Source organism: Janthinobacterium woesei (genome assembly GCF_051380875.1).
Taxonomy (GTDB): Bacteria; Pseudomonadota; Gammaproteobacteria; order Burkholderiales; family Burkholderiaceae_D; genus Janthinobacterium.
This window is the reverse complement of sequence record NZ_JBNYXW010000007.1, coordinates 232630-257027: the sequence shown is the minus strand read 5'-3', so window position 1 is coordinate 257027 and position 24398 is coordinate 232630. Positions and strand designations below refer to the sequence as shown.

Here is a 24398-nt window from a genome sequence, read left to right as displayed (position 1 = left end):
GCTTTAAGCGGCGCGTTGCATCAGGATCTCTACTGCTGGCAGGGTTTTGCCTTCCAGGAACTCCAGGAAAGCGCCGCCACCGGTCGAGATATAGCTGATTTTATCGGTAATGTCGTATTTTGCAATCGCCGCCAGGGTGTCGCCACCGCCCGCGATGGAGAAAGCTTTCGATTCAGCAATGGCCAGCGCCAGCGTCCTGGTGCCGTTGCCGAACTGGTCGAACTCGAACACGCCGACGGGGCCGTTCCAGACGATGGTGCCGGCGGCGGCAATTTGCTCAGCCAGCATGGCGGCCGTTTTCGGGCCGATATCGAGAATCATGTCATCGTCAGCCACATCGGCCACGTCCTTGACGGTGGCCACAGCCGTCGGCGAGAATTCCTTGGCGCACACGACATCGACGGGAATCGGCACTTGCGCGCCGCGCTTGGCCATGATCTCGATGATGGCACGGGCTTCCTCGACCAGTTCCGCTTCCACCAGCGATTTGCCGATATTCAAGCCAACAGCCTTCATGAAGGTGTTGGCGATGCCACCGCCGACGATCAGATTATCGACCTTGTCGGACAGGGCTTTCAGGATGGTCAGCTTGCTCGATACTTTCGATCCAGCAACAATGGCCAGCAGCGGACGGGCCGGGGCGTGCAAAGCCTTCCCCAGTGCATCAAGTTCGGCGGCCAGCAGCGGGCCGGCGCAGGCGACAGGCGCGAACTTGGCGATGCCGTGCGTGGACGCTTCGGCGCGGTGCGCCGTGCCGAACGCATCATTGACGTAGATATCACACAATGCGGCCATTTTTTGCGCCAGTTCATCGCTGTTTTTCTTTTCGCCCTTGTTGACGCGCACGTTTTCCAGCAAGACCACTTGTCCGGCGGCCAGGTTTTCCAGGCCAGCGCCATCGAGCCAATTTTGCTTTAATGCAACTTCTTGACCCAGCAGCTCCGACAAACGCGCGGCCACGGGCGCCAGGCTGTCGGCCGGCTTGAATTCGCCTTCCGTCGGACGGCCCAGGTGCGACGTCACCATGACGGCAGCGCCTGCGTCGAGGGCAGCGCGGATGGCCGGCACCGAAGCGCGGATGCGCGTGTCTTCGGTGATCTTGCCAGTGTCATCTTGCGGGACGTTCAGGTCGGCGCGGATAAACACGCGCTTGCCTTGCAGTGCATTTTGGGCGATCAAATCTTGCAGACGGATGAACTTGAGAACAGCTGACATGGCGATCCAGATGACGAGTGGAAGGAAGTGCGCTATTTTACCGCAATGACCAGACCAAATCGCCGATTTGTCCTGCTTTACCCGAATTGCGCGAAAAGCCCCGTCCTTCCGGTCGGGGATGGATAGCGCGGCGGCCGAAAGGCCGCCTTGCTCTGATTAAGTTTTCGTGCGGCCCTGAACCAATCAGATATCGCGCAAGTCAAACGTCTATGCCCTTTAAAAAATCGCTTACGCACTCGACGCGCGTCCTGAGGCTTCGCCTCAAGGACAAGCACGCCGCGGCGCTGTCGGCGATGGCACGGGACGTCAACTTCGTTTGGAACTACGCCAACGACCTGTCTTTCAAGGTCTGGCAGCGCGAGCGCCGGTTCCTGAGTGAATACGACATCGACACGTACACCGCCGGCGCGACCAAGGAAGGGCTGAACCTGCACTCGACCACGGTCCAGGCGATTTCGAAAGAACTCGTTACGCGGCGCCGCCAGTTCAAGAAGGTCAAGCTGCGCTGGCGCGTTTCGCGCGGCAGCCGGCGCAGCCTGGGCTGGATTCCCTTCAAGGCCTCTGCGCTGCGCTACCGTAACGGGCAATTGCTGCTGTCCGGACTGGGCACGCCACTGTGCCTATGGGACAGCTACGGCCTGTCGGCCTACCAGCTCGGCGCCGGCAACCTCAGCGAGGACGCGCGCGGATGCTGGTACATCAATATCACGGTCAAGACCCAGAAGGCGCCGCGCTCCACGGGCCGCGCCGCCGTCGGCATCGACCTGGGCCTGAAAGACTTCGCGGCCACCTCCGGCGGCGTCAAGATTGCCGCCCAGCAGTTCTACCGGGACCTTGAACCGGCGCTCGCGCTGGCCCAGCGCGCAGGCAAGACGGACCGCGCACGGGCGATACACGCCAAAATCGGCAACCGCAGGAAGGACTTCCTGCACAAACTCAGCACCCGACTCGTCGCCGAGCACGGGGCTATCTTCGTTGGCGACGTGAACGCAAGCGGCCTGGCCAAGACACGGATGGCAAAATCCGTGCTCGACGCCAGTTGGTCGATGTTCCGAACCATGCTGCATTACAAAAGCGATGACGCTGGCGTGTGGTTCGAGGAAGTCAACGAAGCTTATTCAACCCAAACCTGTTCTGCCTGCGACGCACGCAGCGGCCCGAGAGGGCTGCAAGGTCTTGGAATAAGAGAATGGAGCTGCTCGAACTGCGGTGCAGTGCATGACCGCGACGTCAACTCGGCAAATATCATTCTCGCGCGCGGACATGCGCGTCTCGCAGGAGGAATCCCCTTCCTTTCCGCCGAAGCGGCAGCCGCAAGGCTGAGGTGGGGGAGTATGTCAATGAAAAACATGCAACAGTCGCAATCCCGTAAAAACCAGCATGCCAAAGACGATGGTTTGCAGCATATTGCGGCGAATCAGGAAAAAGATGGTCGCGGCAATGCCGGACAAGAGTTTCAAGTTAGACAATTCCAGGTGCACCTGCTGCCCCTCCATCAGCATGTCAGGCGCGATGATGGCCGCCAGCGCGCACGCTGGCGCATAGCGCAGCATCTCGCCCACCCGGCGCGGAATGCTGATGTGATGGCCGATCAGCCAGAAGGTGCTGCGCGTGGCGGCCGTGGCCACCGCCAGCACGGCGATGGCAATCCATATGTCGGTCCGGCCCCAGTCAATCGCGTCAAACATGGCGTTTTGTCCATTTTTCTGTCAATTCTTCCACGGCCATGGCGCTGGCCATGCCCACCACCACGGCCACCAGCAAACCCAGCTTATAGGGCAGGCTGAACGCCAGCACGGCCACCGTGCCCGCCACCAGTACGCCGCACAGGGCGGCGCGGCTGAGGATCAGGGGCACGGTGACGCAGAGTATCGCCAGCGTGCCCGCGAAGCCCAGCCCCCATTCGGCCGGCACGACGGCGCCCAGCATGATGCCGGCGAGGGAACCGGTTTGCCAGGCCAGCCAGTTGGGATAGATCAGGCCCTTCAGGAAGGGCAGCTTGGCCGGGTCCGGCGTCTCGTCCGTGTAGCGCTGCAGGAACAGGCCTACCGTGATATCGCCAGCGACATAGCCGAGCGCAAAGCGCTGGCGCCACGGCAAATGGGCGAAATGGGGGGCTAGCAGCACGGAAAAGATGACAAATCGCAAATTGACCACCAGCGCCGTGGCGAAAATAACCCACACGGGCGCCTGTGCGGCCAGCAAGGGCAAGGAAGCGAGCTGGGCCGAGCCGGCAAAGACCAACAGGGTCATGGCCCCCGCCTGCGCTACCGTCAAGCCGCCTTTCACCATGGCCACGCCCACCACCATGCCCCAGGCGGCAATGCCCAACAGGCTGGGTGCGCCCAGTTTCAGGCCGGCACGCCAGGCGTCTTTCAAGACGCCATCCTCCTTGGCGGCCATGACGGCGCTCAAGCGGCGCTCCGGCAAGCGGACTGTGGTAACTGCACAACAATGATGCACGCAAGACTCATATTGATACGAAACGCAACGGTGATACCGGCAAGGCAGGCCAGTCAGTGTGGTGCCGCAGCTGCCGTGTTTGCGCAAAAACCCGCGCTGCAGCCAAAGAATATAAAGGCGCCATTTTAGCCATGATTTTTGCTGTCTGCCTGAATCCGTTAAAATCGTGCTTTTGGCAGCAGCCGACTTCCATCCATACAGCCTCACGGAGCATGACAAGATGACAAATACCACCCAGCCAGCGGTCGAACTCGACAGTAAAGACTTGCCAGCCCACTGCCCTAACCCGGCCATGCCGCTGTGGTCGTCGCATCCGCGTGTGTATCTGGAATTTGACAAAAACGGCATCGCCAAGTGCCCGTACTGCGGCACGGCCTACACCCTGAAGGAAGGCGCCAGCGCCGGCCACCATTAAACTGCCCAGCGGCGCGCCACCAGCGCGCCGTTTTCATTTGCAGCCATTTACTTGTACGTATCCAGCCCGGAGTCGTCATGAAACGTCTGAAGGAACTCAATGGCAGCGCCGCGGAAGTCGAAGCGGCGTTCTACGATGCGCTGCACCGCGCCGACCTCGAAGCGCTGATGGCGCTGTGGGCCGATGATGAAGAGATCGTCTGCATCCACCCGGGCGGCGCGCGCCTGATCGGCCATGCCGCCATCCGTTCCTCGTGGGAAACCATTTTGGCCGGTAGCGGCCTGCATATCGTCCCGGTGCAACTGCATGAAACGCACAATCTGATGAGTTCGGTGCACACGGTCATCGAAGGCATCACTGCCGGCGACGACGGACCGGCACATCTGCTGGCCACGAATGTGTATGTGAAAAGCCCGCGCGGCTGGCGCATCGTGCTGCACCACGCCTCCATCGCCCCTGGTGGCGCGCCGGCGGACAATCCGGGGACGCAGATCCTGCACTGATGTCTTTTCCTCCTCCTTACAGCGCTCCATTCTGGTTGCCTGGCGGCCATTTGCAGACGATTTATCCGGCCCTGTGCATCAGCAAGCCGGCCGTCGCCTTCCGCCGCGAGCGCTGGCAAGCGCCCGATGGCGACTTCGTCGACGTCGACCTGGTCGATGGCCAGCCCGGCCAGCCCTTCGTGGTGCTGTTCCACGGCCTGGAAGGCTCGTCCAACAGCCATTACGCACGCGCCTTGATGAGCGAGGTGGCCGCGCGCGGCTGGTCCGGCGCCGTGCCGCACTTTCGCGGCTGCTCGGGCGAGCCTAACCTGGCGCCACGCTTCTACCATTCAGGCGATGCGCAGGAAGTGGACTGGGTGCTGCGCCGCCTGCGCCCGCGCGCCACCGGCAAGTTTTACGCGGCCGGCGTCTCGCTGGGCGGCAACGCCCTGCTGTGCTGGCTGGGCCAGTCGCAGCACCAGGCGGACTTTGTCGATGCCGCCGCTGCCGTGTCGGCGCCGCTGGACCTGGCACAAGGCGGCAAGGCCCTGTCCTCGGGCGCCAACCGGCTCTACACGCGCATGTTCCTGAACACCCTGAAACCGAAATGCCTGGCCAAGCTGGAGCAGTTTCCCGGCCTGTTTGCGCGCGAGGCCATGCTGGCCGCGCGCGACCTGCACGCCTTTGACAATGTCGTCACGGCGCCGCTGCACGGCTATCGCGACGCCGACGATTACTGGCACCGCGCCAGCGCCAAGCATGTCTTGCACGACATCACCGTACCGACCCTGGTGCTGAATGCCCGGAACGACCCTTTCCTGCCCGGGCGCTTCCTGCCGCGCAGCGCCGCGCCAAAGGTCGAGCTCGACTATCCTCGCCACGGCGGCCATGTCGGCTTTGCCGGCGGAAAATTGCCTGGAAGCATAGAATGGCTGCCGCAGCGGCTGATATCCTTTTTTGAAGATGGCAGCGCGGCGCCGTCTTCCGCGCAAAGCTGTCACGCTGGCGGCTTGCGCACTTCAACAGAAAACGCCTTACATGGATGATCTCGTCAAGCAGGCCCTGGCCAAATGGCCGAACGTACCCCATTGCTACGGCTGGCTGGGCCTGGACGCGCGCGGCAACTGGCGCATGCGCGACCAGCAGGCGCAGCAACAGCAACTGCCGGGCGACAAGATCGCCCACGTGGCCTTGTTGGGCTTTATCAACCGCAATTACGCGCAGGACGAACGGGGTTGCTGGTTTTTCCAGAACGGTCCGCAGCGCGTCTACCTGAACCTGGAAGCGACGCCGTATATCGCCCGCAGCGATCCGCAGCACGGTTTTGTCTTGCAAACGGGCGTGCCGCTGGAGCAAATCGAGCAAGCGTATTTGTGCGACAACGGCGCCCTGATTTTGCGCAACAAGCACATCGTGGCGCAGGTGGACGACCGCGACATGGCGCAGGTGCTGGCCGCGCTGCGCCTCGATGGCCAGGCGGCGAGCGACGAGGCCTTGCTGGCCTGGCTGGAAGCGGGCGTTGGCAACTTGACCTTGCTGCATGGCGGCAAGGAATACACCGTGCAGCCGCTGGCCCATGCTAGCGTGCCGCAGACCTTCGGTTTTCAGCGGACGCCGCAAGCCGAGTAAGCACTAGCTTTTCTGATCCTTCAGCTGTTCGCGGCGCTTTTCCTGCAATTCGCGCTCGCGCGCATCGATCACGGCCTGCTCATAAAAGGTAGCGTCAGTCGACTTGCGGGCAATCGTCAGCTGGTCCAGCGCGGCCATGGTAGCGCCCTGCAACACATAAGATTCGGCCAGGGCCATGTGCTGCAAGGTCATCTTGCCCTGGTCCGCATAGGCTTTCGCCAGCAAGTCATACAGTTCCGGCTCTTCCTTGTACAACTGCACCTGATCGCGCAGGTACAGGGTGGCCTGCTCCAGCTTGCCGGCCGCCATCAGCGCTTGCGCATACTGGCGGGCAATACCACGCGACAAGGGAAACTGTTGCCGCGCCGCCTCCGCCGCCTTCAGGGCTTCCTGCGCCACTTCGGCTTTTTGCGCCGGCATCAACAGCACTTCCAGGCTCATCGCCGCCAGCAGCGAATTGGGGCCCTGCGTGCCATCCGAGCTAAACACGTTCGCGCCAATCGGCTGGTGCAGCGCGGCATTGGCTGCGTCGAGTTCTGCCTGCGCATCCAACGGCTTGCCCTGCTTGATGGCCACGAACGCCAGGCCGTAATGGGCTGCCGTCACCTGGAAGCGGCTTTGCTGCTCCAGCTGCGTCTTGAAGAGCGCCCTGGCATTGAGCAAACCTTGCACGCTTTCATCCTGCAGCACGCGGGCGCGCGCCCGCGCCAAGTGAAAATTCAGGCTGTCCGGACGCTGCTTGTAGGGCTGCTCGCGGATACGCGCGGCAATGTCGGCGATGCGCTCGGTGGTCAACGGATGGGTTTGCAGATACGCGGGCATCAAATCGCTGTACGAACGGCTGGCCGCCTGCATGCGGCCAAAGAAGGCCACCATGCCGGTGGTATCGAAACCCGCTTCGCCCATGATCTGGAAGCCGATGCGGTCCGCCTCGCGCTCGGCGTCGCGGCCGAAATTGAGCTGGCGCTGGATGGCCAGGCCTTGCCCGGCGGCAAACACGCCCATGGCCACATCGCCGCCCGCGCGCGAGGCCAGCGCCGCCAGCAGCATGGCTGCCAGCGGCATCAGGGCATCCTGGCGCTGCTGGCCCAGCATGCGCGCAATATGGCGCTGCGCCACGTGGCCGATCTCGTGCGACAGCACGGAAGCCAGTTCGGCCTCCGTTTGCGCCGCCAGCAGCAAGGCCGAGTGCACGCCGATGAAGCCGCCGGGCAAGGCGAACGCGTTCAATTGCGGATCGCGCACGGCAAAGAAGAAATAATCGTAATTCGTTTCGCCGCGCACGCTGGGCCGCGCCGCCACGAGAGCGTTGCCGAAGGTATTCAGGTATTCCAGCAGGGGCGCGTCATCGAGATAATCGCGGTCGCCGCGAATGCCGCGCATGATTTCCTCGCCGATCTTGCGCTCCATCGCCGGTGACAGGTCTTCGCGCGACGTATCGCCCAGGTTCGGCAGGTTTGGCGCCGGCGGCACGGCCAGCTGCGTCCAGCTGCTGGCCGGCTTGGCCGGGGCATTGGCGGCTGGCACCGCTGCGGAGGTGTAAGTTTGCGCCAGCGCAAACGGCGCGGCCAGCCATAGCGCCGCCAGTGCCGGCACGCGTCGTGACGGGCGCAAAAACGGCAAGGCCGCGCTGGCGTTTTCGAGTGCTGCCCGAAGGATAGTTTTTGAATTCACGGGTGCTATCATACCTTGTTCGCGGTGCCCATCGCCACGCAACAGGCACGCGATATGCTTGTTGCATAAGTGGATGAGCAAGTGTGCCGCACCCTTAATTCTGACCTATTTTGATGCCATGACAACAGCAGACCAGCAAGCCCCCGCCGGAGAACTGACCCATTTCGATGCCACGGGCCAAGCCCATATGGTCGACGTGGGCAGCAAGGAAGACACGCGCCGCAGCGCCGTGGCCGCCGGCACCATCCGCATGCAGAGCGCCACCCTGGCCCTGATTATCTCGGGCAACGCCAAGAAGGGCGACGTGCTGGGCATCGCCCGCATCGCCGCCATCATGGGCGCCAAGCGCACCAGCGACCTGATCCCCCTGTGCCACCCGCTGGCGCTCACGCGCGTGACGGTGGACTTTGAAATCGACGAGACCGCCAACAGCGTCCACTGCCGTGCCCAAGTCGACACCACCGGCAAGACCGGCGTGGAAATGGAAGCGCTAACGTCCGTGCAAATCGGTTTATTGACCATCTACGACATGTGCAAGGCCGTCGACCGGGGCATGGTCATGACGAATGTGCGCGTGCTGGAAAAGCATGGCGGCAAGTCGGGGGATTGGACGGCGGCGTTGTAAGCTCTTGTTTTTTAAGACTGACACAAACACTCCCTCAAAGGCCGCGCGTATTCTTGGCAACCAGGGCCAGAGCACCAGTTGCGCGCGCTTGCTGAGCATGACCGATTCTCCAGCAAAGGCTGGCGGCCTCGTCGTTTGTTAAACGCTCGCGGCCAATTCAATATCCGCGCCGAGCTTTTCCACAAAGCGTTCCATGGTTTCCTCACCTAAATCAACCGCCTTGGCCCCACCGCCGGCAACGAATGTCACATCGCTGATCCCGATCACGCCGAGTATGAGGCGCAGATATTGGGTTGCGATGTCGCGCTCCTGAATGGGCGATCCTTCGGTATAGATACCGCCCGATGCGATCAATACGGTTGCTTTCTTGCCAGTCACAAGTCCGCGCCCATCGAAGCCCAGCGTCAATCCCTTGCGAACGACATGGTCGATCCATGCCTTGAGCACGGCTGGCACATTGTAGTTGTAGACCGGCGTTGCAATGACAATGTGATCGACGGCGAGCAATTCCGCGACGAGTTCGTCGGAGAGCCGCAACACGTTCGCCATCTCGGGAGAATGCTGTTCCGGAGGCGTGAAGTAAGCCTGCAACCAGGCAGCGTTCACAAACTGAAGTCCGGCATCCATGAGGTCGCGCCTGGTGATTTCGCCATCTGCGTGGGCGGCAAGCCAGTCCTGCACGAAGCGACGCGTCATGTTGCGCGACACGGAGTGTTTACCGCGAGGGCTGGCCTCGATTACTAAAAGCTTGGTCATGACAATATTCCTTAAAAAAATAACACCGAGGGAAAAGCCTGAAGCAAGCTTGCCGATCAGACTGGATGCATGCCTACAATATATCGCCGGGAATTCATTTACGGCAGTGATTAAAATATGATAAATTCCATCGGTATTTGTGATGGAGCAAGCCATGGAGAAGACACTTTGATTGGAAGTCTGACGCTCGATCAGTTACGTGTTCTGGTGACGATCGCAGATACGGGAAGCTTTTCTGCCGCCGGTCGAAAACTTGGTCGCGTGCAATCGGCCATCAGCCAGACTGTGGGGACGCTTGAGGACGTGCAAGGCGTGTTGCTGTTTGACCGCAGCGGCCATCGCCCGAGCTTGACCGAGACTGGACGGGTTCTAGTCGAGCAGGCGCGATTGGTCTTGGCGAGCGCTGCCCGCTTCGAGGGAGTGGCAATGGGAGCGCGCTCGGGCCTGGAACCCGAGCTTGTCATTGCGATCGATCCTCTGGTGCCTACCGCGCCATTCATTGAAAGCCTGTCCGCACTGAGCCTGACGTTTCCGAATCTGCCAGTGCGCTTTTCGACAGAAGGTCTGGGCGGTTCATTGAGACGCCTGAGAAGTGACCCGGCCGCCATCGGGATCTGCCTGCTGCTTCCTTCTATTCCAGACGACATTGCTGCCTATCCGCTGCTGCGTGTCGGCATGCAGGCTGTCGTGGCGTCAGGGCATCCACTTGCTTCGCTCGGACGTCCGGCGACGCAGACCGATCTGGAACCTTATGTCCAGCTCGTACTGTCAGACCCTGTCAATCCCGGCAGCGAAAACTTTGGGCTTGCGAGTGCAAGACTTTGGCGCTTCGTTGATCTCGGCCGGCGCCTGGACTTCTTGCTCGGTGGTTTCGGATGGTGCCGCATGCCCGACCACCTGGTGTCCGGATTGATTGCGACGGGGAGCCTGGTTGCACTTCATATCGAGCACGATCCAACGCCCCGAGAGGGGCTGACGATTTATGCGGCGCATCAGCGTAGCCGCACGCTCGGGTATGCTGGGCGATGGTTGCTGGATGACCTCAGGCGACGCCTGCGATCTTGAAACAATCCTTACCGGGATACGGCGCTGGCCAGGCACCACACGATGATGGCTGTAAAGCGTAAGACGCGTGCCGACGCTGCCGCACAGAATTTTTCGATGCCAATACCAATTTTCTTGATGCAAATGCTTTTTCGTCAAGAAATCATGCATACTGCGCTTCGACAACATTAAGATGAGCATCGCATGACAAGTACCAAGCCCGCCATGGAAACCACGCTCCAGGACTTCGAATTCGAGGCGATGAATCTGCAGGTGGGTGGGCGCATCCAGTTCATCACGCACCGCAGCATCAAACCCGTGCAGCACTTCTCGGCCTTGATCGGCTATGTGAAGGACGAGTACCTCATCGTCAAGATTCCCCTGGAAAATGGCAGCGCCATTATGCTCAACGAGGGTGACAAGCTGACCATCCGCGTATTTTCCGGCGTCACCGTGTGTTCGTTTTCATGCAGCGTGCTGCGCATTTTTGGCCGTCCCCTCAATTATGTCCACCTGAGCTTTCCCGACGCCATCCAGGGCACCAGCCTGCGCACGGCCATGCGGGTGAAAGTCGAGATTCCAGCACAGCTGAGCTACCTCGACGTGGCCGCCGTGCCCGTGTTCATCGTCAACCTCAGCGTTTCCGGCGCACTGATCGAGTCGCCCTGCATGCTCACGCCCGACGAGGAGGGCGTGGCGCTCAGCTTCACCCTGCTGGTGCAACCGCACAAGCACCAGATGCGCCTCAATACGCGTGCGCGCATCCAGAATGTCAGCGTGGGCAAGCCCTCGCATGGCCATGCCGCAGAAGTGGCAGAAATCCACACCTATGGCGTGCAATTCATCGACCTGGAGCCGACCCATTACACCATGCTGCAAAACCTCACCTATGAAGCGCTGATCGCGGACCGGCAAAAGATCGTCTGATACCGGCGCGGCAATGGGCGCTCAGAGGGTGGCCGCCGGCTTGGGCGGATTATTCTTCAGGATGGCCTCAATCGCCGCAGCATTCGTGACGGTAGTGCTATTTGACCAGTTCAGGCTGCTGGTGCCCGGCTGCAAGGTCATTTTCACGATCTTGCCAGCCACGTCTGCGCCCAAGTCACCGGCCAGTGTCAGTTCTATATCCCCGGTAGTAACCTTGGCGCTGGCCACTTCGCGCGTAGGCGTAAAGGCCGGGATGGGGCCGGGAGCGCTGTCGACTGGCGTGCTGCAGGCGATAGCTTCGCCGCCATTTTCCTGTACGCACAGGGCCACGGCCGTCTTCAAAGGCGCCGCAGCGGCCAGCACGTTGCTGATCTTGGCCCGCATGGTGTAGTCGCCGTACTGGGGAATGGCCACGGCCGCCAGGATGCCGGCGATGGCCACCACGATCATCAGTTCTATCAGGGTAAATCCGCTTTGTCCGCGCATCGCATCCTCCCGTGGTGCAGTTGGTCACGCCATGCACGGTGCAAGCGCCATGCCAGCGCAGCACACGGGCAAGCAGGAGCCGGGAGGCAAGAAAAGCGACGCGATTCGCTCGCAAGGGACGCGTCTTGTCGGCTCCTGCCCCGTTACGCGCAGTGGCCGGCGCATAAAAAAAGGAGCCGAAGCTCCTTTTTTTGTGCTGCATCAATACCCGGCTGGAATTACAGCATGGCTTTCAGCAGACGCGCCATTTCCGACGGGTTTTTGGTCACGGTGATGCCGCAAGCTTCCATGATTTCCAGCTTGGCTTGTGCCGTATCAGCGCCGCCCGAGATCAGCGCGCCGGCGTGGCCCATGCGCTTGCCTGGAGGAGCGGTCACGCCAGCGATGAAGCCAACGACCGGTTTTTTCATGTTGTCTTTGATCCAATAAGCCGCGTTGGCTTCGTCTGGACCACCGATTTCGCCGATCATGATGACCGCGTCGGTATCTGGATCATCATTGAACATCTTCATGATGTCGATGTGCTTCAGACCGTTGATCGGGTCGCCGCCGATGCCGACTGCCGACGATTGGCCCAGGCCCAGTGCGGTCAATTGACCCACTGCTTCATAGGTCAAGGTGCCCGAACGCGATACTACGCCGATACGGCCGCGCTTGTGGATATGGCCTGGCATGATGCCGATCTTGATTTCGTCCGGGGTGATCAGACCTGGGCAGTTAGGGCCCAGCAGCAGCGTTTTGCTGCCCGATTTCGCCATGCGGTCTTTCAAGGCCATCATGTCACGTACTGGAATGCCTTCGGTGATGCAAATGGCCAGATCCAGTTCAGCTTCGACAGCTTCCCAGATCGCAGCGGCCGCGCCTGCTGGCGGCACATAGATCACCGACACGTTGGCGCCGGTTTCTTTTTTCGCTTCTGCAACGCTAGCGAAAATAGGAATGCCTTCGAAGTCTTCGCCGGCTTTCTTTGGGTTCACGCCTGCGACGAAGGCAGCTTTGCCGTTCGCGTAGTCGCGGCAACCGCGGGTGTGGAATTGGCCGGTCTTGCCGGTAATCCCTTGGGTAACGACTTTGGTATCTTTATTGATCAGAATGGACATGTTGATTCCTTAATTAAGCTTGACCGGCAGCAGCGGCAACGACGCTCTTGGCTGCATCTTCCATGGTGTCGGCTGCGATGATAGGCAGACCGGAATCGGCCAGCATCTTTTTGCCCAGGTCTTCGTTGGTGCCCTTCATGCGCACCACCAGCGGTACGTTCAGCGAAACGGCTTTCACCGCGGCGATGACGCCTTCGGCGATGACGTCGCAACGCATGATGCCGCCGAAAATGTTGACCAGGATGGCTTTCAGGCCTGGGTTTTTCAACATAATCTTGAAGGCTTCGGTCACTTTCTCAGCCGTGGCGCCGCCGCCGACGTCCAGGAAGTTGGCAGGCTCGCCGCCGAACAGCTTGATGGTGTCCATGGTGGCCATGGCCAGGCCGGCGCCGTTCACCAGGCAGCCGATGTTGCCATCGAGCGAGATGTAGGCCAGGTCGAATTTCGACGCTTCGACTTCAGCTGGATCTTCTTCGTCCAGGTCGCGCAGGGCGACGATCTCTGGATGACGGAACAGCGCGTTCGGGTCAAAGTTGAACTTGGCGTCCAGGGCGATGATCTTGCCGCTGCCGGTGACGATCAGCGGGTTGATTTCGGCCAGCGAGCAATCGGTTTCCCAGTACGCTTTGTACAGGCCTTGCAGGTTGACGCGGGCGTCGGCGATCGAACCGGCAGGCACGCCGATCTTGGCGGCGATGGCATCGGCGTCGGCATCGGTCAGGCCGGTGCTCGGATCGATGGTGACGTGGTGGATTTTTTCAGGATGGCTTTCTGCCACTTCTTCGATGTCCATGCCGCCTTCGGACGATGCCATCAGGACGATTTTCTGGGTGACGCGGTCGGTGACCAGCGACACGTACAGTTCTTGCTTGATGTCGGCGCCTTCTTCCACCAGCAGGCGGTTGACTTTCTGGCCTTCGGCGCTGGTCTGATGCGTGATCAGCTGCATGCCCATGATCTGGTCGGCGTATTGCTTAACCTGTTCAATCGATTTCGCCACTTTCACGCCGCCGCCCTTGCCGCGACCACCTGCGTGGATCTGTGCCTTGACGACCCACACCGGGCCACCCAGGGTTTCCGCAGCCTTGACGGCTTCGTCGACGGACATGCACGGAATGCCGCGTGGTACCGTCACTCCGTACTGCCGGAGGATTTCTTTGGCTTGATACTCATGGATTTTCATGCTGGCTTCCCTTCTGATACTGATGTGTAAAAATACGGTTAGTGGTGCAAAAAAACAGCGAAAACCACCGCTAGGCTGGCGCTTTGGCTACCCAGCGCGGGTAATACTGTGCAACTGCCGCACCGTCGGTACGCAAGGCGTGGCATTTGTCGAGTTGGAACGGCTTATCTTGCGAGACGTCGGCGTTTGCGCCGTCGCGCGTCGACCACACATCGCCGGCGAACGCCTGGACGGTGGCGGTCGGCAAGACTTGGGCCAGTTCAGTCAAATGGGTACAGCCATCGATACCGCCCAGGCGCTGTTTCAATTCCCTACGGAAATTTTTCAACAGGTTCAAGCCGATGAGCAGCTTGTAGGCGGGACCGATGGTATTACAAAAACCGGGATACGGTACGGAATCGGAGGCAGCTTCAGCCTCGACGATGGTCAGCTCGCGATCGACGGTAATGCGTAAATGGAGGTCATGCAGAGGGGTACCGGCGGGACGGGGGCCGGAGGCCAGCATCGCGTCGTAGCTTTTGATATCGGTAATACGGGCGTCAATATCCCACAGGCCGTCCTCGCGCACATACGCTTGGACGTCGATAACGCGGGAGTGCCGTAAGGCGCGCCGGGATACGGGAGTTGACAGGGGCATAAGACCGATGCCGCTTGCGCGGCCAAAATTTAGTAAGCAGCCATGTGCATAAAGCACGCTGTTCGCAGCTTCTACGAACAGCAACCGCACCTGCGGCGCCGCAAAAACCCTAAAAGTGTAGCACATTGGACGCAGGTTGCGCCGCAACATAATTTTTCATTGCTTTGGCAAAAGCATTTCAAAGTATACGGAAAACGCATGTAAATTTACGCCGTTATCACGATAATTGATGACTGATATGTGCAGCTGTTGCCACCTGCCGCGTCAAATTTTCACGTCTGCCACGGAACACGGTAGCGCTGCCACGCCTGGCCACGCACAGCGCAACAATACGTTCCCTGCTTAACCAGGCGATGGCACGGGAAATGACATTACAAAGAAGATAATGCTATGCGGCGAGGCCGCCTTGCCGGCAAGGCAGGGGCATGGCAGGGACTGTTGCAGAAGGAACACAGTGCATCCTGAGCCAGCAAGCTGGCAGGGGGAAAATAAGCGCGAGGCGCGGCAAACGGGGCCGCGTCGGCCAGGCTAATCCTCGTCAAGCTCCAAACCTTTCAAGGCGACCTGCACGGCACGCTGGGAAAAGCCACGCTGCATCAAGAAACGCATCTGCTTGTTGCGTTGCTCGGCATCCTGCGCCACCTGGCCAAACTTGCGGCGCCACACTTCACAGGCACGCTCCGTTTCTCCTTCGGCCAGACCCGCCTTGAGCTCCTTCAGCGCTTCGCTGCCGATGCCATGGCTTTGCAGCTCGGCCATGATGCGGCTGTTGCCGAAGCGGGCCGAACGGCGGTGGATCAGCGCTTCGGAAAAACGTTCCTGCGACAGCCAGTTGGCCTGCTCCAGGCTGTCGAGCAAGGCTTCCACGTCGTCGCCTTCCTGCGCATGCCGTTGCAGCTTGCGCCGCAATTCCATGCGGCTATGTTCGCGCATCGACAAAAAACGTAGCGCCCTGCCCTTCAGGCTCAACTGTACCGCTGCCATCATTCCACCCTATCGTCATCACTTCAACAAAACACACACCGTCAAAAACACAATTGCCGCCTGGCGCACAGGCGCGAGGCGGCAATCAATTGTAGGACGTTACCGGCCAGCTAGCGCAGCCTTCCGCTGGCGGCCAGCCGCAGCTGGCCCTGGCACAGCTTACTCGGCTGCTTTCGCTTCCACAGCCTTGGCGGCTTTGTCAGCCTTGTCGGCCTTATTATCCACCTTGTCTGGCTTTTCAGCAGCCAGCGGCGGCAGTTCGCGCACGCCCAGCGAGACGCGAACCTTGTTTTCGATCTCGCGGGCCAGCGCCGGACGCTCTTGCAGGAAGGCGCGGGCATTGTCCTTGCCCTGGCCGATGCGTTCGCCGTTGTAGCTGTACCACGAACCGGATTTCTCCACGATCTTGGCATCCGAACCCAGGTCCAGGATTTCGCCTTCGCGCGAGGTGCCGGCGCCGTACAGGATGTCGAAATGCGCTTCCTTGAATGGCGGCGCGATCTTGTTCTTGACGACCTTGACCTTGGTTTCGTTACCGATCACTTCGTCGCCCGATTTGATCGAGCCGGTGCGGCGGATATCCAGGCGCACGGAAGCGTAGAATTTCAGCGCATTACCACCCGTGGTCGTTTCAGGGCTACCGAACATCACGCCGATCTTCATGCGGATCTGGTTGATGAAGATGACCAGGGTATTCGTGCGGTTGATGGAGCCGGTCAGCTTGCGCAGGGCTTGCGACATCAAACGCGCTTGCAGGCCTGGCAGGGAATCACCCATGTCGCCTTCGATCTCGGCGCGGGGCGTGAGCGCGGCCACGGAGTCGATGACGACCAGGTCGACGCTGCCCGAACGCACGAGGGCGTCGCAGATTTCCAGCGCCTGTTCGCCCGTATCCGGTTGCGAGATCAGCAATTCATGCAGGTTCACGCCCAGCTTTTGCGCGTAGCCGACGTCGAGCGCGTGCTCGGCATCGATAAAGGCGCACGTACCGCCCAATTTTTGCATTTCAGCAATGGTTTGCAGGGTCAAGGTGGTTTTACCCGACGATTCAGGACCGTAGATTTCCACCACGCGGCCGCGCGGCAAGCCGCCGACGCCCAGCGCGATATCCAGGCCGAGCGAACCGGTCGACACGACTTGCACTTCTTCGATCACGGCGCTGGCATCCATGCGCATGACCGAACCTTTGCCAAACTGCTTCTCGATCTGCGCCAGTGCGGCGGCGAGCGCCTTGGCTTTTTCCGATGCGGGTACTACAGCTTTTTTATCGTCCATATGTTCTTTCAGCCTGAAATTAGCGCGGGGTTAAATTCGTTACAGACACTACTGTATAAAAAAACAGTGATCAATGCAAGCGGAACGTGGATTTGTTTTGAAACAGATCAATACAAACCTTGTTTTGCACAAAAACTCGCCACCTTGCGGAAAATGAAACACAATACAAGCTTCTATTGCCGCGAGCACAGGAATTCCCACCATGCGTATTTTACTTGCCGAAGATGACAGCGTACTGGCCGATGGCCTGACCCGCTCACTGCGCCAATCCGGTTATGCCATCGATTACGTCAAGACCGGGCAAGAAGCCGATACGGCCCTGTCCACCCAGGAATTCGACTTGCTGATCCTCGACCTGGGCTTGCCGAAGATGTCCGGGCTGGAAGTGCTGCGCCGCCTGCGCGCGCGCGCCTCCCTGCTGCCGGTGCTGATACTGACGGCGGCCGACTCCATCGAACAACGCGTCAATGGCCTCGACCTGGGCGCCGATGATTATATGGCCAAGCCGTTCGCCCTGTCGGAACTGGAGGCAAGAGTGCGCGCCCTGACGCGGCGCGGCGCGGGCGGCGGCGCTACCGTCATCAAGCACGGCCCGCTCAGCTATGACCAGGTGGGCCGCAGCGCCTACATCAACGACCAGATGCTCGACCTGTCGGCGCGCGAACTGGGCCTGCTGGAAATCCTGCTGGGCCGCATCGGCCGCCTCGTTTCAAAAGAGCAACTGGTCGACCACCTGTGCGAATGGGGCGAGGAAGTGTCGAACAATGCCATCGAAGTGTATGTGCACCGCCTGCGCAAGAAAATCGAAGTGGGCGGCGTGCGCATCGCCACCGTACGCGGCCTCGGTTACTGCCTGGAAAAATATTCGGAAGCGCGCCTGCACGCCGAAGCAGCCGATCCCACTGCTCCCACCAGCAAGTGAAGGTGCGCGAGGCGCCGCCTGACGACAGCGTCGACGACGACTGGTTCGAGCCGCCCACCACGGAGCAGGATGACACCATCCAGCACTCGCTGTTTGGCGAAATCCTCGACTGGATGCTGGCGCCCTTGCTGCTGCTGTGGCCGATGAGCATTGCCATCACCTACCTGGTGGCAAAAGGCATTGCCAATCAGCCGTTCGACCATGCGCTGGAAGACAGCGTCACCGTGCTGGCGCAGCAGGTCAAACAGGCCGACGGCGAGATGCTGCGCCGCGTGGCGGAAAAAGCTGCCAACAACAAGCGCCGCGACTTCCTGCGCGGCGACGATGTCGACACCCTGTATTACCTGGTGGTGGGCGCGCGCGGCGAATATCTGGAAGGTGACCGCGACTTGCCGCCACCGCAGGACCCCGACAAATACAGCAGCGGCACGGTGCTGTTCCGCAACGACACCATCCACGGCACGCCCGTGCGCGTGGCCTTTACCTATCTCGACATCCCTTCCGGCAACGACGACGAAGCGCGCCGCGCGCTGGTGCAAGTGGCCGAAACCCTGGAAAAGCGCGCGCAATTGGCCAATGAAATCATCAAGGGCGTGATTTTGCCGCAGTTCATCATCTTGCCCGTGATCCTGGCCCTGGTCTGGTTTGCCCTGGCGCGTGGCCTGTCGCCGCTGGCGCAATTGCAGGAACGCATACGCGCCCGGCCGCCTGACGATCTCTCACCCATCGACTCGGGCCAGGTACCCGAGGAAATCACACCACTGGTGGGCTCGCTGAACGAGATGCTGTCGCGCCTGTCGCTGTCGATCGACATGCAAAAGCGCTTCATCGCCGATGCGGCGCACCAGATGAAGACGCCGCTGGCGGGCATGCGCATGCAGTCCGAACTGGCCTTGCGCCAGACCGACCACGACGAGATTCACCGCTCGCTGTTGCAACTGGCGAAAAGCTCGGAGGCGGCCACGCGCCTGGTGAACCAGTTGCTGGCCCTGGCGCGTGCGGAAAACCAGCCACAGGCGGGCACAGCCTTTGAGCCTATCGAGCTCAACGAGCTGGCACGCGGCGTGGTGCAGGACTGGGTGCAAGCCTCGTTTGCCCAGCACATCGACTTGGGCTTCGAGCAAGCCGCCTATTCGACCATGATTTCCGGCAATGCCATCATGTTGCGTGAACTGCTGAGTAACCTGATCGACAATGCCTTGCGCTACACGCCGTCCGGCGGCAGCGTCACGGTGCGCGTGCGCAGCACCCTGGAGCTAGCCATCCTGGAAGTGGAAGATACGGGCCCCGGCATCCCGCAGGCGGAGCGGGCGCACGTGTTCGAACGCTTTTACCGCATTCTTGGCAGCAATGCCGACGGCAGCGGCCTGGGGCTGGCCATCGTGCGCGAAATTGCTCAGCAGCATGGCGCGGAAGTCGATATTTTTAATAATCCGCACACTACCTCGCCAAAATTGCCCGGCACGCTGTTGCGCCTGAGCATAGCCTTGCTGCTGCCGGACGCCCCGCAAGAGGATGACATCACGTATGGATAAGCCGAGCCCTCCCCCGGCGCCGGCGCGCCCAGCGCGCACGCCCAACCCCGAATTGCAGCAGCGCCTCGATGCCCACTGGCACAAGACGCGGCGCCTGACGGCCATCCTGCTGGTGATCTGGCTGCTGACGGGCTTCCTGACCGTGTTTTATGCGCGCGAACTGCTGCATTTGAACCTATTCGGCTGGCCATTGCCCTTTTATATGGCGGCGCAGGGCGCCTCGCTGGTGTACCTGGCCATCATCGCGTTTTACGCCTGGCGCATGCGGCGCCTCGACCGCGCCTTCCATGCCGGAGACAACACATGACCCCCCAGCGCACCTTTTTTGCCCGGCTGTGCCACTACTATCTGCTGTTTACGGCCGGCTTTGCCGCTTTCCTGCTGGCCCTGGCGGTGCTGGAGCAGGAAGGCATGCCGCGCGCGTGGATCGGCTACTTGTTCATGTTTGCCACCATCAGCCTGTACGCCACCATCGGCGTCATCAGCCGTACCTCGAACGTCACCGAATACTATGTGGCGGGGCGGCGCGTGCCGGCCATGTTCAACGGCATGGCCACGGCTGCCGACTGGATCTCGGCCGCCAGCTTCATCAGCCTCGCTGGCGGCCTGTACCTGAACGGCTTCGATGGCCTGGCCTTCATCATGGGCTGGACAGGCGGCTATTGCCTGGTGGCGCTCCTGATCGCGCCCTACCTGCGCAAGTTCGGCCAGTACACGATCCCCGATTTTCTCGCCGCCCGCTACGGCAGCGGCGCCGACGGGCGCGGCGCGGCCGTGCGCGTGGTGGCCGTGGCCGCCACCATCATCGTCTCGTTTACCTACGTGGTGGCGCAAATCTATGCCGTCGGCCTGATCGCTTCGCGCTTCACGGGCGTGGATTTTTCTGTCGGCATCTTCCTGGGACTGGCCAGCATCCTGGTCTGCTCCTTTCTTGGCGGCATGCGCGCCATCACCTGGACGCAGGTGGCGCAATACATCATCATCCTGATCGCCTTCCTGATCCCAGCCATGTGGCTGTCCGTCAAGCATGCGGACAATCCCGTGCCGCAGATCGCGTATGGCAAGGTGCTGCCGCAACTGAGCGCGCGCGAACATGTGCTGGAGGCCGACCCGAAGGAAAACGAGGTGCGCGCCATCTTCCGCCAGCGCGCGCAAAGCTACCAGGCGCGCATCGACGGCTTGCCCGGCTCGTGGGAACAGGGCCACCTGGCGGCCCAGCGCCAGCTCGACAACTTACGCCAGCGCAATGCCTCGTTGTTCGACATCCGCAATGCGGAGCGCACCCTGATCGCTTATCCGAAGAGTCCCGATGAAGCGCGCGTGCTGTGGCAGACGGCGCAGGCGACCAACCAGAAACGCGCCGAACCGCTCACACCCCATGCGCTGCCCTTTCCCGCAGCCGACCGGGAACAGTCCGACATCAAGCGCAACAATTTCCTGGCGCTGGTGTTTTGCATGATGCTGGGCACGGCAGCCCTGCCGCACATCCTCATGCGATCCTACACCACGCCTTCCGTGCACGACACGCGCGTCTCCGTGTTCTGGACCTTATTCTTCATCCTGTTGATCTATCTCACGATTCCCGCGCTGGCCGTGCTGGTCAAATACGATATTTATTCCTCCCTGGTAGGTACGCAATACGCCAACCTGCCCACCTGGGTGTCGTACTGGGCCAATGTAGACAAGCTCAGTCCCTTGATCAGCATCGTCGACGTCAACCGCGACGGCATCGTGCAGCTGGCGGAAATTTCCATCGATGCCGACGTGCTGGTGCTGGCCACGCCCGAGATCGCCGGCTTGCCGTATGTCATTTCCGGCCTGGTGGCGGCCGGTGGCCTGGCCGCCGCCCTGTCGACGGCGGACGGCTTGTTGCTGGCCATTTCGAATGCCCTCTCGCACGACATTTATTACAAGGTGGTCGATCCCACCGCCTCGACGCAGAAGCGCGTGACGATTTCGAAATTGCTGCTGCTGGCCGTGGCCTTCATCGCCGCCTATGCTGCCTCGCAAAAGCCGGCCGATATCCTGTCACTGGTCGGTATCGCCTTTTCGCTGGCCGCCTCAACCCTGTTCCCGCCTCTGGTGCTGGGCGTATTCTGGAAGCGCGCCAACCACCAGGGGGCGCTGGCCGGCATGGTCGCAGGGTTTGGCGTGTGCCTGTATTACATGCTGCACACGAGCACCATGCTGGGCGGCAATGCCGCTGGACAATGGTTTCACATCGCACCGATTTCCGCCGGCATCTTTGGCGTACCGGCTGGCCTGGCCGCCGCCGTGCTGGTCAGCTGGCTGACGCCGGCGCCGGGACGCCGCAGCACGGGGCTGGTCGAACATATCCGGGCACCGGAATAATTACAGGAAAACACTGAGCTGGACTCGCTAAAACCCTCCGTAAATGATAGCCTTGGGGAAACAATATTCAAATGAATACCCTATCTAGCAATTCAATCCGGAGTAACCATGCGGTCCAGCCTTGCCTGTCTCACCCTGAGTGCCGTGTTATCCAGTATCGCCTGCCTGCCAGCGAATGCCGCCACAGCGAGCGCGCCCGCCGCGGCGGTCTCCATTGCCGACTTCTTTGCCAATGCCGCGCTCAGCGGCGCCGTGCTGTCGCCCGATGGCCGCCATGTCGCCGTGCTGGTCAGCGCCAAGGGGGGACGGGTCCAGCTATATACTGTCGATTTGCCCAGCATGAAGGTCGCGGGCCTGACCTCGTTCGAAGATGCCGATATCAGCAGCATCGCCTGGGTCAATGAGCAACGCATCGTGTATAGCGTGATTGACCGCAATATTGCCCAAGGGGATGTGCAGTACGGACCGGGCTTGTATGCCATCAACATCGACGGCAGCGGCTACCGCCAGCTGGCCAGCAACACCTATTCCACGAAGACCACAACCAGCAGCACGCGTGAGATGCTAAGCTGGAATACGCGGCTGCTCAGCGCCAGCGGCGATCACAGCACGGATGACGTCTACGTCACGAAAACGAGCTTCAGCACCACCGGCGTTCCCTCGGAAGCACTGCTGCGCTTGAATACGGTGACGGGCATCAGCAAGGTCGCCGCCACGCTGGCCGATGCCCAGGGCTGGCTGCTGGACCAGGAAGGCCAGGTGCGCATCGCCCTGGTGGTCAAGGAAAACAAGCGCTCCATTTTTTACCGCGACGATGCGCAATCGCCGTGGCGCAAGCTGCGCGAAAGCGATGTGTATCAAGCCAAGGACGGCGATTTTTCGCCGGCCTTCTTTGATGCCAAAGGTAATTTCTATGTGCATGCGCCATATAAGGGTACGCAGGCGGTTTACCGCTATGACCTGGCGAAGGACGCCATCGAGGGTGCGCCGCTGGCCAACACGCCCGGCTACGATTTTTCCGGCATCCCCATCCAGGGCGCCGATAAATTACTGGGCATGCGCTTTGAAACGGATGCCGCCGGCACGATCTGGTTCGACAAGCCGCTCGACGCCGTCCAGTCCAAGGTCGATGCCCTGCTGCCCGCCACCGTGAATACCATTTCCGTGGCGAAACGGCCGGCAACGCCGTTCGTGCTGGTCACGGCCAGTTCCGATGTGCAGCCGGCAACTGTACTCATCTTCAATACCGACACGGGTCAACTCATGCCCGTAGGCAGCAGCCACCCGGCCATCGATCCCTTGAAAATGTCGCACAAGACGCTGGTGCGCTACCCGGCGCGCGATGGCCTCAGCATTCCAGCCTACCTGACGCTGCCCAAGGGCCACAGCGGCAAGAACCTGCCCATGGTGGTGATGGTGCATGGCGGCCCCTGGGTACGCGGCGGCCACTGGAGCTGGAATCGCGAAACCCAGTTCCTGGCGTCGCGCGGCTATGCCGTGCTGGAACCGGACTACCGCGGCAGCACCGGCTATGGCGCGGCGCACTACAAGGCGGGCTGGAAGCAATGGGGCTTGAAGATGCAGGACGATATCGCCGACGGCGCCCGCTGGGCCATCGCCCAGGGCTATGCAGATCCGCAGCGCATCTGCATAGCCGGCGCCAGCTATGGCGGCTATTCCACACTGATGGGCTTGCTCAACGATCCCGACCTGTTCAAATGCGGCATCAACTGGGTCGGCGTCACCGACATCAACATGATGCGCGATGGACACTGGACCGGCGATTCCGACCTGGCCGATTCCTATAAAAAAAGCGGCATGAAAGATATGGTCGGCGACGCCGTTCTTGATGCAGCGCAACTGAAGGCCACGTCGCCGCTGCAACAGGCGGCCCGCATCAAGCAGCCTTTGTTGCTCGGCTATGGCGGCGCGGATCAGCGCGTACCGGCCAACCAGGGCCGCCTGTTCTACCAGGCCGTCAGCAAGACCAACCCGAATGTCGAGTGGGTGCTATACAACGAGGAAGGCCATGGCTGGGCGCTGCAGAAAAACAATGTCGACTTCTGGAGCCGCGCCGAAAAGCTGCTGGCACGCAGCATCGGACCAGCGGGCGCAACACCGGCTCCAGCCACCGCCACCGCGCCATAAGGCCATGCAGGACGACTTGGGCGATGGCGCGCGCTGGGCCATCGCCCAGGGCATCGCCGATCCGCAACGCGTGTGCATCGTCGGCGGCGGTTATGGGGGCTATGCGGCGCTGATGGGACTGGCCAAGGACGGCGAGCTATACCGCTGCGGCGTGGCCTGGTCGGCCGTCACCGACCTGGCGGCGCTGGCCGATGGCCGCTGACGCGTGGGCGCCAATCTCGATGCGCGCCATGACCGCTATCCGGCCAGCAGCCTGATCGGCGACGCGGAACACGATGCCGCGCAATGGCGCACCACCTCGCCCCGCTACCTGGCCGCGCGCATCACGCAGCCGCTGCTGATGGCGCATGGCGATGCCGATCAGCAACTGCCGTCGTCCGATGCCGAAAATGTGTATCAGGCTATCCGGCAGAATAATCCGCATGCGCAGTGGCTGCGCTATGACGACGAAGGCCACGACTGGCGCTTGCCGAAGAACCGCATCGACTTCTGGCAACGCGTGGAAACGTTCCTCCGACGCTATAACGGGCCACCTTGATTTTCACT

At 61.1% G+C, this 24398-nt stretch carries 23 protein-coding genes and 2 pseudogenes; 14 read left to right on the top strand and 11 right to left on the bottom strand.

Annotation, left to right across the window (positions count from 1 at the left end):
- Positions 1-3 precede the first annotated feature (3 nt).
- Positions 4-1215, bottom strand: coding sequence for a phosphoglycerate kinase (locus ACQ4W6_RS10150; protein ID WP_436567058.1), 1212 nt, complete (start codon positions 1213-1215; stop codon positions 4-6).
- A gap of 209 nt (positions 1216-1424) precedes the next feature.
- Here ACQ4W6_RS10150 and ACQ4W6_RS10145 point away from each other — a divergent pair.
- Positions 1425-2462, top strand: a pseudogene (locus ACQ4W6_RS10145) (RNA-guided endonuclease InsQ/TnpB family protein); the annotation flags it as partial.
- 90 nt (positions 2463-2552) lie between these two features.
- Here ACQ4W6_RS10145 and ACQ4W6_RS10140 read toward each other — a convergent pair.
- Together ACQ4W6_RS10140 and ACQ4W6_RS10135 are read right to left on the bottom strand one after the other, a co-directional pair.
- Complete coding sequence (locus tag ACQ4W6_RS10140) at positions 2553-2903, bottom strand: AzlD domain-containing protein (protein ID WP_436567101.1); 351 nt, start codon at positions 2901-2903, stop codon at positions 2553-2555.
- The gene (locus ACQ4W6_RS10135) at positions 2896-3618 is read right to left on the bottom strand and encodes an AzlC family ABC transporter permease (protein WP_436567100.1); all 723 of its coding nucleotides are present in this window, start codon (positions 3616-3618) and stop codon (positions 2896-2898) included. Before ACQ4W6_RS10135 ends, ACQ4W6_RS10140 begins: the two co-directional genes overlap by 8 nt.
- Positions 3619-3898: 280 nt before the next feature.
- Between ACQ4W6_RS10135 and ACQ4W6_RS10130 the strand changes: the two genes are divergently transcribed.
- The 4 genes from ACQ4W6_RS10130 to ACQ4W6_RS10115 all read left to right on the top strand — a co-directional run bounded on the left by ACQ4W6_RS10130 (position 3899) and on the right by ACQ4W6_RS10115 (position 6204).
- Entirely contained in the window at positions 3899-4093 is a 195-nt protein-coding gene (locus tag ACQ4W6_RS10130) for a zinc-finger domain-containing protein (protein WP_436567057.1), read from the top strand.
- A gap of 77 nt (positions 4094-4170) precedes the next feature.
- Entirely contained in the window at positions 4171-4596 is a 426-nt protein-coding gene (locus tag ACQ4W6_RS10125) for a YybH family protein (RefSeq protein WP_436567056.1), read from the top strand.
- The gene (locus ACQ4W6_RS10120; protein ID WP_436567055.1) at positions 4596-5621 is read left to right on the top strand and encodes a YheT family hydrolase; all 1026 of its coding nucleotides are present in this window, start codon (positions 4596-4598) and stop codon (positions 5619-5621) included. Before ACQ4W6_RS10125 ends, ACQ4W6_RS10120 begins: the two co-directional genes overlap by 1 nt.
- Positions 5614-6204 (top strand): DUF2946 family protein, encoded by a 591-nt coding sequence (locus tag ACQ4W6_RS10115; protein ID WP_436567054.1) that lies wholly within the window; start codon positions 5614-5616, stop codon positions 6202-6204. The genes ACQ4W6_RS10120 and ACQ4W6_RS10115 overlap by 8 nt, the downstream gene beginning before the upstream one ends.
- A 3-nt stretch (positions 6205-6207) precedes the next feature.
- Here ACQ4W6_RS10115 and ACQ4W6_RS10110 read toward each other — a convergent pair whose 3' ends face one another.
- On the bottom strand, positions 6208-7731 hold the full coding sequence (locus tag ACQ4W6_RS10110; protein ID WP_495542721.1) for a M48 family metalloprotease: 1524 nt from the start codon (positions 7729-7731) through the stop codon (positions 6208-6210).
- Between the two features lie 265 nt (positions 7732-7996).
- Between ACQ4W6_RS10110 and moaC the strand changes: the two genes are divergently transcribed.
- Positions 7997-8503, top strand: coding sequence for a cyclic pyranopterin monophosphate synthase MoaC (moaC, locus tag ACQ4W6_RS10105; RefSeq protein WP_436567053.1), 507 nt, complete (start codon positions 7997-7999; stop codon positions 8501-8503).
- Positions 8504-8641: 138 nt separating this feature from the next.
- Here moaC and ACQ4W6_RS10100 read toward each other — a convergent pair whose 3' ends face one another.
- Positions 8642-9259, bottom strand: coding sequence for an FMN-dependent NADH-azoreductase (locus tag ACQ4W6_RS10100; RefSeq protein WP_436567052.1), 618 nt, complete (start codon positions 9257-9259; stop codon positions 8642-8644).
- A 117-nt stretch (positions 9260-9376) separates the two neighbouring features.
- Here ACQ4W6_RS10100 and ACQ4W6_RS10095 point away from each other — a divergent pair, with 117 nt between their 5' ends.
- Both ACQ4W6_RS10095 and ACQ4W6_RS10090 read left to right on the top strand, forming a co-directional pair.
- Positions 9377-10324 carry a LysR family transcriptional regulator gene (locus ACQ4W6_RS10095; RefSeq protein ID WP_436567051.1) on the top strand — a complete coding sequence of 316 codons (948 nt, stop codon included), beginning with the start codon at positions 9377-9379 and terminating at the stop codon, positions 10322-10324.
- A 183-nt stretch (positions 10325-10507) separates the two neighbouring features.
- Positions 10508-11230 carry a flagellar brake protein gene (locus ACQ4W6_RS10090; RefSeq protein ID WP_436567050.1) on the top strand — a complete coding sequence of 241 codons (723 nt, stop codon included), beginning with the start codon at positions 10508-10510 and terminating at the stop codon, positions 11228-11230.
- 21 nt (positions 11231-11251) lie between these two features.
- Here ACQ4W6_RS10090 and ACQ4W6_RS10085 read toward each other — a convergent pair whose 3' ends face one another.
- The 6 genes from ACQ4W6_RS10085 to recA all read right to left on the bottom strand — a co-directional run bounded on the left by ACQ4W6_RS10085 (position 11252) and on the right by recA (position 16895).
- On the bottom strand, positions 11252-11716 hold the full coding sequence (locus tag ACQ4W6_RS10085; RefSeq protein WP_436567049.1) for a pilin: 465 nt from the start codon (positions 11714-11716) through the stop codon (positions 11252-11254).
- A gap of 218 nt (positions 11717-11934) precedes the next feature.
- On the bottom strand, positions 11935-12816 hold the full coding sequence (gene sucD / locus ACQ4W6_RS10080; RefSeq protein ID WP_436567048.1) for a succinate--CoA ligase subunit alpha: 882 nt from the start codon (positions 12814-12816) through the stop codon (positions 11935-11937).
- A 13-nt stretch (positions 12817-12829) separates the two neighbouring features.
- On the bottom strand, positions 12830-13999 hold the full coding sequence (sucC, locus tag ACQ4W6_RS10075) for an ADP-forming succinate--CoA ligase subunit beta (protein WP_436567047.1): 1170 nt from the start codon (positions 13997-13999) through the stop codon (positions 12830-12832).
- A 70-nt stretch (positions 14000-14069) separates the two neighbouring features.
- Complete coding sequence (locus ACQ4W6_RS10070) at positions 14070-14636, bottom strand: DUF2889 domain-containing protein (RefSeq protein ID WP_436567046.1); 567 nt, start codon at positions 14634-14636, stop codon at positions 14070-14072.
- Positions 14637-15164: 528 nt separating this feature from the next.
- Positions 15165-15620, bottom strand: a complete 456-nt coding sequence (gene recX, locus ACQ4W6_RS10065; protein WP_436567098.1) for a recombination regulator RecX — start codon at positions 15618-15620, stop codon at positions 15165-15167.
- 159 nt (positions 15621-15779) lie between these two features.
- Positions 15780-16895, bottom strand: a complete 1116-nt coding sequence (gene recA / locus ACQ4W6_RS10060; RefSeq protein WP_436567045.1) for a recombinase RecA — start codon at positions 16893-16895, stop codon at positions 15780-15782.
- Positions 16896-17097: 202 nt separating this feature from the next.
- On the opposite strand from recA, the gene ACQ4W6_RS10055 reads away from it, so the two are divergent.
- The 6 genes and pseudogenes from ACQ4W6_RS10055 to ACQ4W6_RS10030 all read left to right on the top strand — a co-directional run bounded on the left by ACQ4W6_RS10055 (position 17098) and on the right by ACQ4W6_RS10030 (position 24390).
- On the top strand, positions 17098-17817 hold the full coding sequence (locus tag ACQ4W6_RS10055) for a response regulator (protein WP_436567044.1): 720 nt from the start codon (positions 17098-17100) through the stop codon (positions 17815-17817).
- Positions 17814-19352: a sensor histidine kinase gene (locus ACQ4W6_RS10050; protein WP_436567043.1), complete on the top strand. Its 1539-nt coding sequence runs from the start codon at positions 17814-17816 to the stop codon at positions 19350-19352. The genes ACQ4W6_RS10055 and ACQ4W6_RS10050 overlap by 4 nt, the downstream gene beginning before the upstream one ends.
- Complete coding sequence (locus ACQ4W6_RS10045; protein WP_436567042.1) at positions 19345-19659, top strand: DUF4212 domain-containing protein; 315 nt, start codon at positions 19345-19347, stop codon at positions 19657-19659. Before ACQ4W6_RS10050 ends, ACQ4W6_RS10045 begins: the two co-directional genes overlap by 8 nt.
- Entirely contained in the window at positions 19656-21704 is a 2049-nt protein-coding gene (locus tag ACQ4W6_RS10040) for a sodium:solute symporter family protein (RefSeq protein ID WP_436567041.1), read from the top strand. The genes ACQ4W6_RS10045 and ACQ4W6_RS10040 overlap by 4 nt, the downstream gene beginning before the upstream one ends.
- Before the next feature lie 108 nt (positions 21705-21812).
- On the top strand, positions 21813-23852 hold the full coding sequence (locus ACQ4W6_RS10035) for a S9 family peptidase (RefSeq protein ID WP_436567040.1): 2040 nt from the start codon (positions 21813-21815) through the stop codon (positions 23850-23852).
- Positions 23734-24390, top strand: a pseudogene (locus ACQ4W6_RS10030) (alpha/beta hydrolase family protein). The gene ACQ4W6_RS10035 and the pseudogene ACQ4W6_RS10030 overlap by 119 nt, the downstream one beginning before the upstream one ends.
- Positions 24391-24398 lie beyond the last annotated feature (8 nt).